Here is a 15,667-nt window from a genome sequence, read left to right on the forward strand (position 1 = left end):
CAAACTTATCATTCAACATCAACTAAGAGGTCCTTGGGTTTCTTGTGAAGAAGCCAGCGAGAAGAAATCAAGGATACCAAGCTCAAAATAAATCCACCGACTAGAATGACTATCAAAAGTTGCTTAGGTTGGACTGTCATGTGAATCTGAGTTAGAGTCTTACTGAAGCTTTCTGCCTCAGCCCCTCCACCAAGATTTGCAGCTAGAGATTCTTTGGTCATTTGCTTATTGATACCTTCTGTTACATTGGAAAGGACTGTATTACCAACTTTTTCGGCAAAGAAACTAGCTAAACCATATGACAAAAGAAAGGCTGGTAAGGCAATCATCAGCAATTCTATTAAAAATTGCCCCGCAACCTGTGTCTTTTTAAGTCCCAAGGCCAAAAAGATACCAACTTCTCTACGACGAGTATTTAACCATAAAATTAACAGAAGGGTTAGCAATAAACTTGTAAAAATGAGACTTCCAATAAACATACGGTTTGCCACACGATACATCCCAAGAATAGATTTCTGTAAAGCAGGGTAATTTGACGAGCTCTTAACAAGATCGTAGAGGGACCAGTTAATATTCAACTTTTTAATCTTTGCTATCAAGGAATCAAGATTTTGATCGCCTTTAGCAAAAAAAGTGGCATCCTCATAAGTGGCAGTTTCTACAGTATTACCATAGAGTTTTGCTACTGTGTCTAGATCAGTGATGAGGGTGTTTTCATACAACTCCTGAGCATAGGTAACGGCTGCTTTATTTTGACCAGAAAATAAACCTTTGATAGTCACTTCTACTGTTTCATCAGCCCTTTTTTCGTTATCAGCGTCATAGAGATTAGATTTAAGCTTTACTTTATCTCCTACATTAAGACCATTCTTTTTAGCTAAATCTTCGTGCATCAAGATTTGATTATGATCCTTATCGGCTAGATGTTCTCCTTCAACTAGTTTATAAGCACCTGAAACAAATTTGTCTTCTTTTGATGAGTCATTGACTCCTGTCAACATCAAGGTAGACTTAAAATTTTTAGCACGTTCTGGAGACTGATTTTGTAGCGTTTGCTCTGTTTCGATAATCTCATAATCTAGTAAATCACCAATACCATTTATCCGTTTTATAGTCGAAACAATCCCTTTAGTCTCACTAATCTTTTTAATATCTTCTCCCTTAAGATTTCCAGCCCCACGAGGAGTTCCAGGATTCGTGTTACGATTAATCTGCATTGAAAAACTATTGGTAATTGACCCTAGACTCTTGGATGCAGCTTCTTGGGTTGCACTTCGCATAGCAAGTCCTAACAAACTAAGAGTACTCATCAAAAGAATAATAATTAACAGTAATAGTGACTTTGACCATTTTCGTGTAATATATGCAAAAGCGTTTCGAAACATAAGAGTCCTTTCTTTATTTTTTCTTTTCTATGAGTTGTTTCTTCTTCAACTCTAAAACCACATCAGATTCCTGAGCAACTTCCTTACTGTGCGTAACAACTATGACACATTTTTGGCGATCTAAGGCCATTCTTTTAAGGATAGCAATAATATCCTTCGCAGTTTCCTCGTCTAGATTTCCTGTCGGTTCATCTGCTAAGATAATTGGAGCCTCTGAAACCAAAGCTCGCGCAATAGCTACACGTTGTTGTTGCCCACCTGAAAGTTGCAGGACATTTCGATTAATTTGTTTTTCATCTAATCCCAATTCAGAAAGTATCTTCCTATCGGCATTTTTATTAACAAGTCGTACATTTTCTAAAGGTGTAAGATAATCAATGAGATTGTAATTTTGAAAAACAAGCGCAACATGGTGTCTACGATGATAACTAGAGCCTTTTTTCTTGATATTTTCTCCATTAAACAAGACCTGCCCCTTCTTGGGATAATCAAGACCTGCCAAAAGTGAAAGTAAGGTCGATTTTCCCGCTCCAGATTGCCCAATAATACTATAAAATTTACCTTTCTCGAAACGATAATTCACCTTCGAGAGAATAGCTTCACTTTTATTTTGATAACTATACGTAACATCTTTGAGTTCTAACATAGTGTTCCTTTCTCCTTAACTCATATTAGATAAGATTTCTTTTGGAGTTTTGCGCCAAATGAGACCTGTTGTCACACCGAGCGATAATATTACCAAGACTAGAAGACTTAGATAAGATTGGCCTAAAGGTAGTCCCTGAGGTATTTGATCTAATAACTGAAGAGCCTGCTGCTGTCCTTGCTGTCCTATAAATTCTTGCAAAAACAGTCGACTTAGTAGCCGTCCAATAGCAAGGGCAGGTAGCAAAGACATAAGGGACACCAACAATATCTCCATAAGAAATTGAGCAAAAATGCGTCCCTTACTCTTCCCAATTGCTAAAAGAATACCTATCTCATGATTTCGCTCACGCGTCCATAGTGCCATTAAAAATGAGAGGATCCCTGCTCCTGTAACAATTAAACTAATCATCATCGTTCTGACGATTCCTTGTAGCGCTTTAGACGATTCCTTCAAGGAGTCAAAAGCCTTACGGTCCTCGTCTAAACGTAGACGATTCCAATCGATATCCAATTGTTCCACTTGTTTAATGACTTGATTGATTCTATCTGGATTCTTAATACCAAAGGATAATTTTGTCACTAACTTATCAGTCAAATTAAGCAGTTGGCTATTATCGTCATAATGGAGGAAGATTTGATTTTCACTTAAATCTGAAGACATTCCAGTAAATGTCTCCTCCTTCTTGCCAGAAAAAATACCAACGATATCAAAGGTCATTTCCCTAGCTCCACTTTCAGTCATCTGGAAATTGGACAAGGTCAGCTTATCTCCGACGCTTAGCTTATTTTTCCTAGCAAGCGATTCATGAATCATAATTTGCCTTTTAGCAGATATGTGCTTCCCCTTAATGAGTTGAAAAGCACCACTCCTAAAATCAACACTTTGGCCTGTTTCCTTAGTAAAAGTGGCTCCCAAGGCTTGATTAGCCTCATTATCGAGGTCATCGCGTTCTACCGTTTGTTTTCCTGTAACGACCTTCTTATCGATTAGTCGCACTGGACTTATATATTGAGGTATCGTTGATATCACATCAGATAGCTGACTAATCTTTGACCCCTCTTTCCAGGAAAATGCACTGCCTCTTTCTTTACTTACCAGAGCAAAACTTGCTCCACTTGACTTCCTGATTTGTGCCTCCATTCCTCCACCAACGTGCATAAGAGAGAAACAAAAATACAAGCAAGATAATATCAAAAATAAAATGAGAAAAAGGATAAAATTCCGCGTTTTTTTGCGGAAAATATAAGCAACTGCCTGTTGTAAGAGAACCATCTTCCACCTCCATTTAAGACATTAGCCCTCAGCTATACCAAAGATAAGTGAGGATGCTTTTTATTCTAATTATAGACGACAAATGTGAAACCTTTATGAAATTAAATATTCTAATCATGATTGACTTTAAACTCTTTTTCTCCAACAAATCGACTTTCGCTAATAGCATTTACCTCAGGCATTTGATATAATTTTCCTCAGAGGTATTTTTATTTATGAAGAAACAAGCTTTTAGTTCTGAACAGTATTTGAATCTGCAACGCGACCATATTTTGGAGCGTATTAACCAGTTTGACGGGAAACTCTACTTGGAGTTTGGTGGTAAGATGTTGGAAGATTTTCACGCTGCCCGCGTCCTTCCTGGTTATGAACCTGACAATAAAATCAAGCTCCTTCAAGAGCTCAAAGATCAGGTCGAAGTGGTCATTGCCATCAATGCAAGCAATATCGAGCACTCTAAGGCTCGTGGTGACCTTGGCATTTCCTACGACCAAGAGGTGCTTCGTCTGATTGATAAATTCAACGAGCTCAATATCTATGTGGGTTCTGTTGTTATTACGCAATATTCTGGTCAACCTGCAGCCGATGCTTTCCGTAACCAATTGGAAAAAAATGGCATCACGTCTTACATCCACTACCCTATCAAGGGCTACCCAACGGATATGAACCATATCATTTCTCCTGAGGGTATGGGGAAAAACGATTATATCAAGACTAGCCGTAACCTTATCGTCGTTACTGCTCCTGGTCCTGGTTCTGGTAAATTGGCGACATGTATGTCTAACATGTACCACGACCAAATCAATGGTATCAAGTCAGGTTATGCTAAATTTGAAACCTTCCCAGTTTGGAATTTGCCACTTCATCACCCAGTTAACTTGGCCTATGAAGCTGCCACTGCAGACCTTGATGATGTCAATATGATTGACCCATTCCACTTGGAAACTTACGGCAAGACTACAGTAAACTACAACCGTGACATCGAGATTTTCCCAGTCCTCAAACGTATGCTTGAGCGTATCCTTGGTGAGTCTCCTTACGCTTCACCTACGGATATGGGTGTTAACATGGTTGGTTTTGCCATTACGGATGATGAGGCCGCCAAAGAAGCTTCTAAACAAGAAATCATCCGTCGCTACTATCAAACTGTACTTGATTTCAAAAATGAACGTGTTCCTGAGACCGCTGTCAAGAAGATTGAGTTGCTCATGAACGATCTTGGTATCACTCCTGAAGATCGTCAAGTGGTCGTTGCAGCACGCGCTAAGGCTGAAGAAACAGGTGGTTCTGCTCTTGCACTTGAATTGCCAAATGGTCAAATCGTCACTGGTAAAAATTCAGAACTCTTTGGTCCAACTGCGGCTGCTTTGATCAACGCTATCAAGACTTCTGCAGGTATTGATAAGGATACTAAACTAATCGAGCCTGAAGTGGTCAAACCTATCCAAGGTCTGAAAATTGACCATTTGGGTAGCCGTAACCCTCGCCTTCACTCAAACGAAATCCTCATCGCCTTGGCTATTACAGCTGCCAACAATGCGGATGCGGCCCGTGCCATGGAGGAACTTGGTAACCTCAAGGGTTCTGAAGCCCACTCAACCATCATCCTCACTGATGAAGATAAAAATGTTCTCCGTAAGCTTGGTATCAATGTGACCTTCGACCCTTACTATCAATACGACAAATTGTATCGTAAATAATGCATGACTAGAAACAACAAAGACCTCAGTTAGTAAAACTGAGGTCTTTTAGAATTGCATTTAGTTGGAGAAAGAAAAAAGGGAAACTCTATCGAGTTCCCTTTTTGATAACCCACTCTTTCGTCTCGACCCGTTCCCAATGAAAAGGGAGTGGCCTAGCATTATTATGAAAAAGTGAGTTAAAGGTATCAAACAGAGGGCTAAGCCACTCCCGATTCTAATCAGCCTACGATTTCTAACTTGAGAAAAGGTAAGCTAAAAAGCAAAATTATAGTAGATAGGACTGCCACAAGTGGGAGGTAACGGCCTCCAACAAGATAGAGTAACAATGGCGCTATCGCTATGAAACGATTTAGAAAATTGCTAGTAACACGAACGGTTTGTCCGTCCTCAACGGTAATGGTGTTAGACTTGTAACCCAACTTTCCGACACTCAAACGAGCTTTCGACGATGGTAGGGAAACGCTCACGTCTTCCACTCCAGAAACTGTCCCCACAAGACTACTGTCTACGCGAATAGGACTCTTTCTAGCTACCTTGCTCGCTTCAATTGTTATACTAGCCACTAGCCATCTCCTTTTCCTATCTTTCCACCTATATTATACACTTTTTAAAACGCTTACACAAGTGAAATGACTGTTAAATCAGGATTTCTTGAAAATGGTTTATGTTTTCAAAAGTTCTTAAAACGCTTTGAGGGACTTTGGAAATATTGGATTTTAAATAGTAAAAAGGGCACAGTCCTATCTAATACAGAACTGAACCCTTTCCTATAAGAATTTGTCTATCCTGTTGGGATAAGTGCCTGAGGGGGATAATATTCCTATACGGGAATGGTGGCACTTTCCCTACAAAAGAGCAAATTTACTTAGGCTAATCCATGAACATAAGCATCTACAGCAACGATGGCTTGCGCAATATCAGAAGCTTTCACCTCAAATGGCATTTGATGAATAGTTTCTCCTTCGATTGTTGCTTGTTGACCAACCTTGAGAAGATCTTCGTAACTTGCATTTTCAAGATGCATTTCTTTAAGAGTGGTTGGCATGCCAATTTGTTGATAGAAACGAATGTATTTATCCAAAACTTCTTTTGGACGATTTTCTAGGAACAATTGTACAAGAGTTCCGTAAGCTACTTTTTCACCATGAGTCAAATGGTGAATATCGCCAGTGAGAGCTGTGAAACCATTATGGATGGCGTGAGCCGCAGCCAAGCCACCACTTTCAAATCCGATACCACTGAGAAGGGTATTGGCTTCAATGATGTTTTCAAGGGCAGGCGTTACAACTTTTGCTTCACAGGCGGCCATGGCTTGTAAACCATCTGCAAAAAGGATTTCTTCACAGCGTTCAGCAATGGCAACACCAGCAAGTGTTTGGTGTTTGCCTAGCATGGTTTTACCATTTGCTTGCATAACTGCTCGAGCTTCTACCCAAGTTGCTAAGCCATCTGCGATACCAGAAGCAAGCAAGCGTTTTGGCGCTTGAGAGATAACCTTACTATCAACCAAAACTAATTCTGGGTTCTTAGAATAGAAGATGTAGCGTTCAAAGGCACCTTCGTCCGTATAGATAACAGACAAGGCTGAAACCGGAGCATCTGTAGATGCAATGGTAGGAGCAATCACTACTGGTGATTTTAGAAGATCTGCGATGGCTTTAGCACTATCAATAGTCTTACCACCACCTAAACCAATGACTAAATTACAGCCCTTTTCTTTGGCCAAACTTACCACACGATTAATTTCATTATCTGAAGCTTCACCATTAAAGAAGACTGGAACAACTGTAAGTCCATTTTGAACAAGATATTCTTCGAAACGTTGACCCACAATGTCATAAACTACTGAATCACACAATAGTACAGGATGACTTCCTAGTTCCAAAATGGTTTTTGCATTTTCAAATAAGGCATTTTCACCTTGAATGTAACGCGACGGACTTGCAAAATTTCTCATAGTCTTTCTCCTTTGACATAAATGTATTTATATAGAATCAATTAAACGACCTTAGTTCTATGGAATATAGAGCTAAAAACTCACTTTAATTGACAGCATATCTATTTGGAGTCAGTACATAAGTCTAATTTTTTCTCTGTTTTCAAAACTCCTACTCTTCTTCTGGGTAGGTCAAACCCCAGTCTTTACGGAGTTGTGTCATGAGATCCATGACATCTCGGCTGTAATTGAGGTAAGTATGATTATCCTCGCCTGCAACAGCTGCTTCCATATCGAGGACCTCATACTGGAGGGCTTTAGCGGTTTCTCCTGCTTCGATGACTTCTTGTGAGCCATCTTCCGTATAGGTGATGACCGCCTTTTGCCCACGTGGGTATTCATAAAGTTCGATATAGCCCTTGTCATAGGCGATAGTACCACGTTTAGGCTGTTTGGCGTGAAGACTTAGCGTCACCGTTGCCATTTCCCCTTCTGCATTGGTAAGGAGAATACCCGCTTGTTCATCAACACCAGTTGGAGCTAATTTAACCTGTGAAACCATCTCTGTCGGCTGCGACGTCATGAACCAACGTACAAAGGAAAGGGCATAGACACCGATATCAAGCAAAGCTCCACCAGCCAAGTTACGATTGAAAAAGCGGTTGGTCATGTCATATTCTTTATAGGAACCGAAGTTCATCTGGATAACCTTAAGAGGTCCCAACTTACCACTTTCCACGATTTCAGAGAGTTTTCGATAGATAGGCATATGGAAAATGGTCATGGCTTCTGCCAGTTTAACATGATTTTCTTCGGCGAGTTGGATAGCTTCTGCCAATTCCTCACTATTTAAGGTGATAGATTTTTCACAGAGGACGTGTTTACCTGCTGCGAGTGCCTTACGAAGAAAATTGATATGCGTATTGTGAGGCGTTGAAATGTAGATAATATCCACTTCAGGATCTTTAAACACTTCATCAATCTCTTGATAAACCTTTTCAATGCCGTATTTTTCAGCGAAGGCAACACCCTTATCATAGGTGCGATTAGCAACGGAATAGAGTTTACCACCTAGAGCCTCTAAAGCCTGTGCCAACTCATTGGCAATAACACCCGTCCCAAGACTAGCCCATTTATACTTAATTTGATTTGTCATAGTTTTCCTTTATTCTATTTTTGAATGGTTAATTCATTTATCTGTGATAAGATTTCAACTTCACTCGCTCCTGCCTGAAGCAAGGCTGATGCCGCATAGGCCCCCTCAATGAGAGGAACCTGCTGAATAAGGATTTCCTTGTCTGAAAATTCTTCAACCATCTCCAAATTCATGCGAGCACTGCCCAGATCATAAAAGGCCAAGAGACGTTTAGCAGGTTGACTATCCACTGCTACTTGAACATGGTCAAAACTAGATCCCAGTCCACCATCTTCAAGACCGCCTGTGGCCGTTAAAGGAATATCTGGTGCAACTTCACGAATCAGACTCACCAAACCTTTAGCGATATCAGCAGAGTGGGATACAATCACAATTCCAAGTTCTGGCATATCCTAGCCCTCCGCTTCTAGCAAGGCCTTGAAGAGTAGGCCAGACGAATAGGAACCTGGGTCAATGTGACCAATTGAACGCTCACCGACATAAGAGGCACGCCCCTTGGTAGCTGCAACATCCTTGGTTGAAAGAACAGCTTGGTCAATGACATCATTGGTTAGTTGACCTTGTTTGACAGCTTCAACAACCGGATGCCAAACATCCACCATGGTCTTTTCACCAGCTTGTGCATGACCACGTTTTTTAATCATCTCGAGACCTGCCTCAAGTACTCCTGCCAAATCCTGTCCATCTTGTTCAGCCTTCATCATGCCCATAAAGGCAGACCCATAGAGCGGACCTGAGGCACCACCAACCTTGCTAATCAAGGCCATTGAGACTGCCTTAAACACTTCTGCTGCACTTTGTGGTTCCGTGCTCTTAATAGCCTCAATGGCTGCCGCCATACCACGCGCCAAGTTAGCACCATGATCACCATCTCCAATAGGACCGTCTAATTCAGACAAGTGGTCTTTTTCTACTTCAACCCTTTGATCAAAGCCTTGCATCCATTTTACTGCAACTGTTTTATCCATAATATACCTAATTTCTAGTTTCCATGTCAGACTACCAAGCAATGGTCTTAACAGGACTCTCCAGAGCCTCAAGCCAAGAGTCATTTTCAATCTTCATGAGCGTCAATGAAAGACCTGCCATATCAATCGATGTCATGTAGTTACCTAATTTTTTATAGGCCACTTCTAGTCCAACTTCTCCAAGAATGCTTGCTACATCGTTAGCAAAGACATACTGCTCCATGAGAGGTGTCGCACCCATACCATTGATGAGAAGGGCATAGCGTTCACCTGCCTTAGCCTCAAAGGCTTCAAGGAGTTTCCCTGTCAATTCTTCAGCTAACTGGCGAGATGGCTGCATAGACTCCTTACGATAGCCTGGCTCACCATGAATACCAATACCATATTCAATTTCATCCTCAGCTAGGACAAAACCAGGCTTACCAACCTCAGGAACCGTCGCACCGCTAAGGGCCAAACCAATGGTGTGAATATTAGGAACAATCTTATCAGCCAAGTCTTTGATTTCAGCCAGAGACTTGCCTTCACGAGCCGCATGACCTAGGATTTTGTGAACGAAAATAGTACCTGCAACCCCGCGACGACCTTGTGTATAAAGGCTATTTTCCACAGCAATATCATCGTCTACAACAACACTAGCAACCTCGATGCCTTCCATTTCAGCCAATTCTTGAGCCATCTCAAAATTCATGATGTCGCCAGAATAATTTTTAACAACCATGAAGACACCAGCTCCTTGGTCCGCTTCCTTGATAGCTTCCAAAATCTGATCTGGCGTTGGTGACGTGAAGACAGCACCTGCAATGGCTGCAGAAAGCATACCATCACCTACAAAACCTGCGTGAGCTGGCTCGTGACCACTTCCACCACCAGAAATGAGACCAACCTGACCAGCAGCCTGCTCATTTCTTGCGATGATGTCAAACCCCTCAACACGATGTACCAAATCACTGTGAACATAAGCCAAGCCATCTAGCATCTCTGTCACTACATTTTCAGGTTTATTGATAATTTTTTTCATGGGATTGCCTCCTTTTCAAAGGTATCAACTATTTGCACTTACATTGGCTTCCTTCTGTGATTGTTAATTCCCTTTAAATAAAGGACTTCAAGGCTTTTTGAGAAAGACAGCGTAAAAATATGTAAACGCATACATTTTATAATTTAATTGTAGCATTTGCCTCTATCAATAGCAAGGCAAAAGGCAAGACCTCCATTTTCCTGACCTCTATCATTAAAGTAGAAGAAAAATCTCATAGAAAGTCCTTTTTTAGTCGCCAAAGCTATTGAAAAACCACCATTCAAACCTTATAATGGAATGACGAATTAAGCGATTAGGAGGTTCAAATGACCATCGATTTTCCAAGAGAGACAGAAATAGAAACTAAAAACGAAATGGATGCCGTCCTTCAGGCTGGCCGTGTCCTTATGGAGAGCGGTGCTGAGATTTACCGTATTGAAGACACCATGGGGCATATGGCCAAGTCTCTTGGTATCAGAGACTTTTCCACTTACGTGGTCAATCGAGGGGTAATGATCTCCGGACTCAACCGATCTGGTCTTAAGGAGTCTCGTGTCCTAGCTACCTCAGCTCCTTCTATCCATCTGGGCAAGCTCGAGGAAGTTAACCGCCTGTCTCGTGAACTGGCAGAGCAGCCAAATCAGCCTGTGGCTAGTATTTTCCAAAAGCTGAAAACCATAGAGCAGAAGACTTTCTATCGTCCTTTAGAGGACATTATAGCCTGTGTCATTGGTGCAGGAAGCTTCTCGCTAGCCCTTGGAAGTAGCTGGATTGATGGAACTGCTGCGGCTATATCGGGACTTTTTGTGGGGATTGGTATGCAGCTCTTTTCTCGTTTTATTCATACCAGTTTCTTGCAGATTATCCTCTCTAGTGCCATTGCTGCTTTATCAGCCAATGTTCTCTACTATCTAGGAATCGGCCAACATCGTAGTGTGATTATCCTAGGAACCTTGATGATTTTGATTCCTGGGGCCTACTTTGTTAATGCCATACGAGAATTCACCCAGAACAACTACTATAGTGGTCTGGCCCTGATGCTGTCTGGGGTCTCCACTTGTCTGTCTATCTCTGTCGGTGTTCTTGCCATGATTTCACTTCTTCCCTTTGCGGAACAATTATCAGGCATGTTCTCAACACCATCTACCTCATGGCAGGAGGTCTTGATTCAGACCTTCATGGCCGGGCTGGGGACAGCAGCCTTCTCCGTGCTTTACCGAGTTCCCAAGAAATACTTCTTAGACCTCGGAACCCTAGGTGCAGGCTCATGGCTCCTCTACCTCTTGATTTGGAACAATACCCATCACGAGGTCCTTGCCATCCTCTTCCCAGCCCTACTGGTTACCTTCACCTCACGCTTTTTGGCCCACTACCGTAGATGTCCAGCTACAGTCTTTCTAGCCTCAAGCATGTTCCCACTCATCCCTGGGATGAGCTTCTACCGTGCGGTCTACTTCCTCTTGATTGGAAATTCAGACCTAGGTCTCAGCTTCCTACGAGCTTGTTTCCTGGCCTCATTTACCATCGCCATCGCCGTCAGTTTGACACAACAAATCCCTAGCCGCTATTTTGTACTAGGGAAGAAGAAATAAATTGTTAAAAGCCAGTGGTTTTGTATGCCAGTGGCTTTTTTTGGTGGCGTTCTAAAATCAGTGAATAGCATATTATGAATATCAAAAATACCCTACTCAAGGATCTATCCGCTGCTAACTTAAAGCAAATACATCATTAACACTCTTTAATGAAAGTTCATCATTCATATACTATCAGTTTTGTTTAGAGTAGAGTTGGAAAGAGTTTATACAAAAATAAAAACGCTTACACAATTCTTTGATTTTATTAAAATGTGATGATAAACTTGATATGTAAGTAATAGAACCATAATACTAACTTAATTTTACTCATGAGTTAACCATATCCTTGCTACTATTATTTAGTTTTATGAAAGGAGCATTATCATGGAAAAGAAAGTATACTTTAAACTTCACAAAGTAAAAAAGCAATGGGTAACCATTGCAGTAACTGGTCTAGCTCTAGGACTTAGTTTTGCAAGCTTGGGCTATGTGTCCGCAGCTGAACAGACTCACTCCACCTCAGAACCAACGGTTGAAAACAGCATAGAAGAAAATGCAATCGATGTCATAAGCCCGTCAACTAATGAAGTCACTACTAAACCAGAGGAAAACAAATCTTTAGTCACAACAAATTCAAGTGAAATCATCACTGAAACTACTTCTACTGAATCTAAACAAAGTGTCACTGATGCAGCTACTTCAGACATAGGTACTTCTGAAATTAACTCTCAACAAGCTCTTCGTTCGGAAGTCTCTACTGTTACTAGCAGTGAAGTCGTAAGCTCTGAAACATCACATTCTGAAACAAATGCAGCCCATGAAGTAGAAGAAAGTCCCGTAATATCCGGCGGTCATTACACTAGCGATGATCAGGGCAACTGGTACTATATTAAGGATGGGAAAGCACTTACTGGTATGCAAAATATTGATAATGTGAATGTCTACTTCGATGCCGATGGTAAGCAAGTCAAAGGAGACACCCGTCACGTTAATGGATCAACATATCACTTTGAGAAAGATAGTGGACAACTTACCCGTAGTGCTTTTGCATCTGATAAGAATGGAAATTGGTACTATTTAGGCCAAGATGGGAAAGCACTTATCGGTAAACAAGTTATTGACAATATACCACTCTACTTTTACCCTAATGGTGTCCAAGCTAAAGATGCCTTTGTCGTACTAGATGGAAATTCCTATTATTTTCAAAAAGATACTGGCCAATTGGTTCGTGACCGTTTTTGGTCGGATGACGACGGCAACTGGTACTATAGTGATAAAGAAGGGAAACTTCTAACAGGCGAACAGACTATAGATGGCTTCGACATGTATTTCTACCCAGACGGTGTTCAGGCCAAGGGTGAAATCGTTACAATAGGTATCGAACCCTATTACTTTGATAAGGATAGTGGTCATAAGGTTATAAATACCGACATCACTATTAATGGAAAAACTTACCACGCAGAAGCTAATGGTCTTTTGATTGAAACTGAACAGAAACTTCCTCAACGTCCACTTGTTTCTGGTGGCCATTTCCAAGAAGATTCCTCAGGCAACTGGTACTATTACACCGCAACAGGAGAGAAACTAAAAGGATGGCAAAATGTAGATGGAGTAACTCTTTACTTTGACGAAGAAGGTCGTCAAGCGAAAGATGGGGAAAGAATCATTGACGGCTCCCATTACTATTTTAGTCACTATTCAGGTGCTGTAAAAACCAACTATTGGCATACTTGGTCTATTGAAATCAGAAGACAGGAACCATTTGCTAAAACGTATTACGAATATTATGGTTCTGATGGTCGACGTTACTATGGATGGCATCGAGTTGGCGATCAACTTTATTATTTTGATCATACTGGTCGAGTTGAAAATGGTCTTACTATCTTCAAAGGACAAAACTACCTCTTTGATAATCATGGAAAATTGGTAAAAGATGCCTTTTATATTCAGTCATTACGTGTCTTTGTTGGAACTTTAAATACTAGCTATCGCTCCAATAAATTTGGCCAAGTACTAACCGGAGAACATCATATTAATGGTGATGACTACTATTTTTCAAATTCTGGTTCACCAGTCACTGGTATAGTCAATAAAGGAGGCAAGGACTATTACTATTTTGAAGGCAAACTTCTAAAAAACTATCTCGGACCTTTACTCGGACGTCAGGAACTGGATTATGATGCATACTACTCTGGCATCGTAGGTACAGATAAGGATGGAGTTCTACTTACTGGTGTTAGCACTGCAAATAATGGTAAACTCTATTATTTTGAAAATATCTATTTTGATAATAGCAATATCCCCAAAATGTTTACAGTTACAACACCTACTTGGAAAACGATTGATGATAAGCTATACCACTTAGAGCCTAGCATAAACAGAACTTACAAGAATGGTGGAAGAAGTTATACCCATACCGTCAGGGAAGAAGTAGACATTATTGACCACGGAGTACGAACAAAGACCGATAAGATTAAACGTATTATTCGTGATAATTATAGTAATCTATACTATCTTGATGAAAACAATGATTTCTACATCGGACATCTACTTCCAGAAAACACAGATTTAACTAAGATTGAAGAAACTGTAATTCAAAGTGATAATAAATTCTATGCTTTCAATAGAACAAGTTCGCTTTCCGAAACTTCCCCTCTCACAGTTTCCAAGACCTTAGTTTACAATAAAAAAGCCTACCTCATTGATGATAAAGGAGTAGCGACCGAAACTAAACTAACAAATCGTTTCGAACACGATGATGCATGGAATTGGTACTACTTTGATAACGAGGGAAAAGCTGTCACAGGACTCCATTCAATAGATAATGTCACTCTATACTTTGATAAAGAGGGCAAACAAGCTAAGGGAAGACTTGTCGAAATTGACGGTCAAACACATTATTTCGATAGAGACAGCGGAGCTATGTGGACTAACCGAACACTTGAACTTAATGGTATTCGTTATGTCATTGACCAAAATGGTTATGTAACTATGAATAAACCTGGACAATTTATTCAAGATAGAGATGGTGATTGGGCTTATATTAAAGAGAATGGACAGTTAGCCACTGGACTTCAAATTATTAATCATCAAAAATACTACTTTGATCCAACTGGAAAACAAGCAAAAGGAAAACGCCTTCTGCTTGATGGAAAATACTATTTCTTCGATAAAGATACTGGTGCTATGTTCGTAAATAAATTCCATGAAACAGGCGATTACTTTTCTAAAAAATATACTTATTTTGGCGAGGATGGAAGCCAGATCTTTGGTTGGGCAACTATTGACGGTAAACGTGTTTATTTTAAAGAAGATGGCTACCAAGTTCGAAATGATAGACACAAGATAGGTGATTTCGATTATTTCTTCAAAAAAGACGGTAGTATGCTTTCTGATGATATTGACGGCGACTACAAATACTATTATGCTGATAAGGACGGTCATCTACAGTTCGGATGGGTTACTCATAATAATGAAACCTACTATATTAGCCCACCATGGGGAGCTGAAAACCGAACATATCTACAAAATATCAATGAAAAGACCTATCTTTTGGGTCCTAAAGGACGACTTCTAAGGAATACAGCTACAGACACCTCGACCTCTTGGAATGGTTTCTGTATCTCTGATGAAAATGGAGTTGTAAAAACAGGTGTCATTCGGTTAGAAGATAATAGACTTTATTATTTCAACCCTGAAATTTATATGACTACTCCTTTTAGTGGCGAATGGGCAGAGTTTGATGGTAAACTTTATCATTTTGAAAAGCCGATATCAGTTAGTCCAGAGTCAAAAGGTTCTCCAATTACCACTAACACTACGCTTGAAAAAGATGGAAAAACCTATATTATTGACGAAAATGGCGTAGCTACAGAGAAAAAGGATTAATATCAAACTAACAACTGTAAGCATTTAAAAATACCTCATTTTTGCCAAAATGTATTCAAAAACACCAGAAATCATTTTTTCTGGTGTTTTCTTTTTGTCTAAAACCTAGTAAGGC

The 15,667-nt window shown here is 40.4% G+C and carries 12 protein-coding genes; 3 read left to right on the forward strand and 9 right to left on the reverse strand.

The features are described 5' to 3' along the window. Positions 1–8: 8 nt before the first annotated feature. The 3 genes from H7U02_RS03980 to H7U02_RS03990 are packed head-to-tail and all read right to left on the reverse strand — an operon-like array spanning position 9 to position 3,306. Positions 9–1,385: an ABC transporter permease gene (locus tag H7U02_RS03980; protein ID WP_183137240.1), complete on the reverse strand. Its 1,377-nt coding sequence runs from the start codon at positions 1,383–1,385 to the stop codon at positions 9–11. A 13-nt stretch (positions 1,386–1,398) separates the two neighbouring features. Beyond that, positions 1,399–2,031 carry an ABC transporter ATP-binding protein gene (locus tag H7U02_RS03985; protein WP_183137241.1) on the reverse strand — a complete coding sequence of 211 codons (633 nt, stop codon included), beginning with the start codon at positions 2,029–2,031 and terminating at the stop codon, positions 1,399–1,401. Positions 2,032–2,046: 15 nt separating this feature from the next. Next, entirely contained in the window at positions 2,047–3,306 is a 1,260-nt protein-coding gene (locus tag H7U02_RS03990; RefSeq protein WP_183137242.1) for an ABC transporter permease, read from the reverse strand. Positions 3,307–3,521: 215 nt separating this feature from the next. Here H7U02_RS03990 and H7U02_RS03995 point away from each other — a divergent pair, with 215 nt between their 5' ends. After that, positions 3,522–5,006 carry a DUF1846 domain-containing protein gene (locus H7U02_RS03995; RefSeq protein ID WP_022496779.1) on the forward strand — a complete coding sequence of 495 codons (1,485 nt, stop codon included), beginning with the start codon at positions 3,522–3,524 and terminating at the stop codon, positions 5,004–5,006. A 221-nt stretch (positions 5,007–5,227) separates the two neighbouring features. Here H7U02_RS03995 and H7U02_RS04000 read toward each other — a convergent pair whose 3' ends face one another. From H7U02_RS04000 to dhaK, 6 genes are all read right to left on the reverse strand, one after another. Further along, positions 5,228–5,572: a hypothetical protein gene (locus H7U02_RS04000; RefSeq protein WP_002885337.1), complete on the reverse strand. Its 345-nt coding sequence runs from the start codon at positions 5,570–5,572 to the stop codon at positions 5,228–5,230. A 302-nt stretch (positions 5,573–5,874) separates the two neighbouring features. Next, positions 5,875–6,966: a glycerol dehydrogenase gene (locus tag H7U02_RS04005; RefSeq protein WP_004182244.1), complete on the reverse strand. Its 1,092-nt coding sequence runs from the start codon at positions 6,964–6,966 to the stop codon at positions 5,875–5,877. Between the two features lie 151 nt (positions 6,967–7,117). Further along, positions 7,118–8,101 carry a Gfo/Idh/MocA family protein gene (locus H7U02_RS04010; RefSeq protein WP_037610528.1) on the reverse strand — a complete coding sequence of 328 codons (984 nt, stop codon included), beginning with the start codon at positions 8,099–8,101 and terminating at the stop codon, positions 7,118–7,120. 14 nt (positions 8,102–8,115) lie between these two features. Next, positions 8,116–8,490 (reverse strand): dihydroxyacetone kinase phosphoryl donor subunit DhaM, encoded by a 375-nt coding sequence (gene dhaM / locus H7U02_RS04015; RefSeq protein WP_014634742.1) that lies wholly within the window; start codon positions 8,488–8,490, stop codon positions 8,116–8,118. A gap of 3 nt (positions 8,491–8,493) precedes the next feature. Beyond that, a complete protein-coding gene (dhaL, locus tag H7U02_RS04020; RefSeq protein WP_037610531.1) occupies positions 8,494–9,069 on the reverse strand; it encodes a dihydroxyacetone kinase subunit DhaL in 576 nt (191 codons plus the stop codon). A 31-nt stretch (positions 9,070–9,100) separates the two neighbouring features. Then, entirely contained in the window at positions 9,101–10,090 is a 990-nt protein-coding gene (gene dhaK, locus H7U02_RS04025; RefSeq protein ID WP_037610533.1) for a dihydroxyacetone kinase subunit DhaK, read from the reverse strand. Between the two features lie 326 nt (positions 10,091–10,416). Between dhaK and H7U02_RS04030 the strand changes: the two genes are divergently transcribed. Together H7U02_RS04030 and H7U02_RS04035 are read left to right on the forward strand one after the other, a co-directional pair. Beyond that, the gene (locus H7U02_RS04030) at positions 10,417–11,682 is read left to right on the forward strand and encodes a threonine/serine ThrE exporter family protein (RefSeq protein WP_037610535.1); all 1,266 of its coding nucleotides are present in this window, start codon (positions 10,417–10,419) and stop codon (positions 11,680–11,682) included. Positions 11,683–12,048: 366 nt separating this feature from the next. Next, positions 12,049–15,552, forward strand: a complete 3,504-nt coding sequence (locus H7U02_RS04035; protein WP_037610538.1) for a KxYKxGKxW signal peptide domain-containing protein — start codon at positions 12,049–12,051, stop codon at positions 15,550–15,552. The last annotated feature ends 115 nt before the right edge of the window (positions 15,553–15,667 follow it).

This window comes from Streptococcus sp. 3.1, assembly GCF_016648915.1.
GTDB lineage: Bacteria > Bacillota > Bacilli > Lactobacillales > Streptococcaceae > Streptococcus > Streptococcus salivarius_E.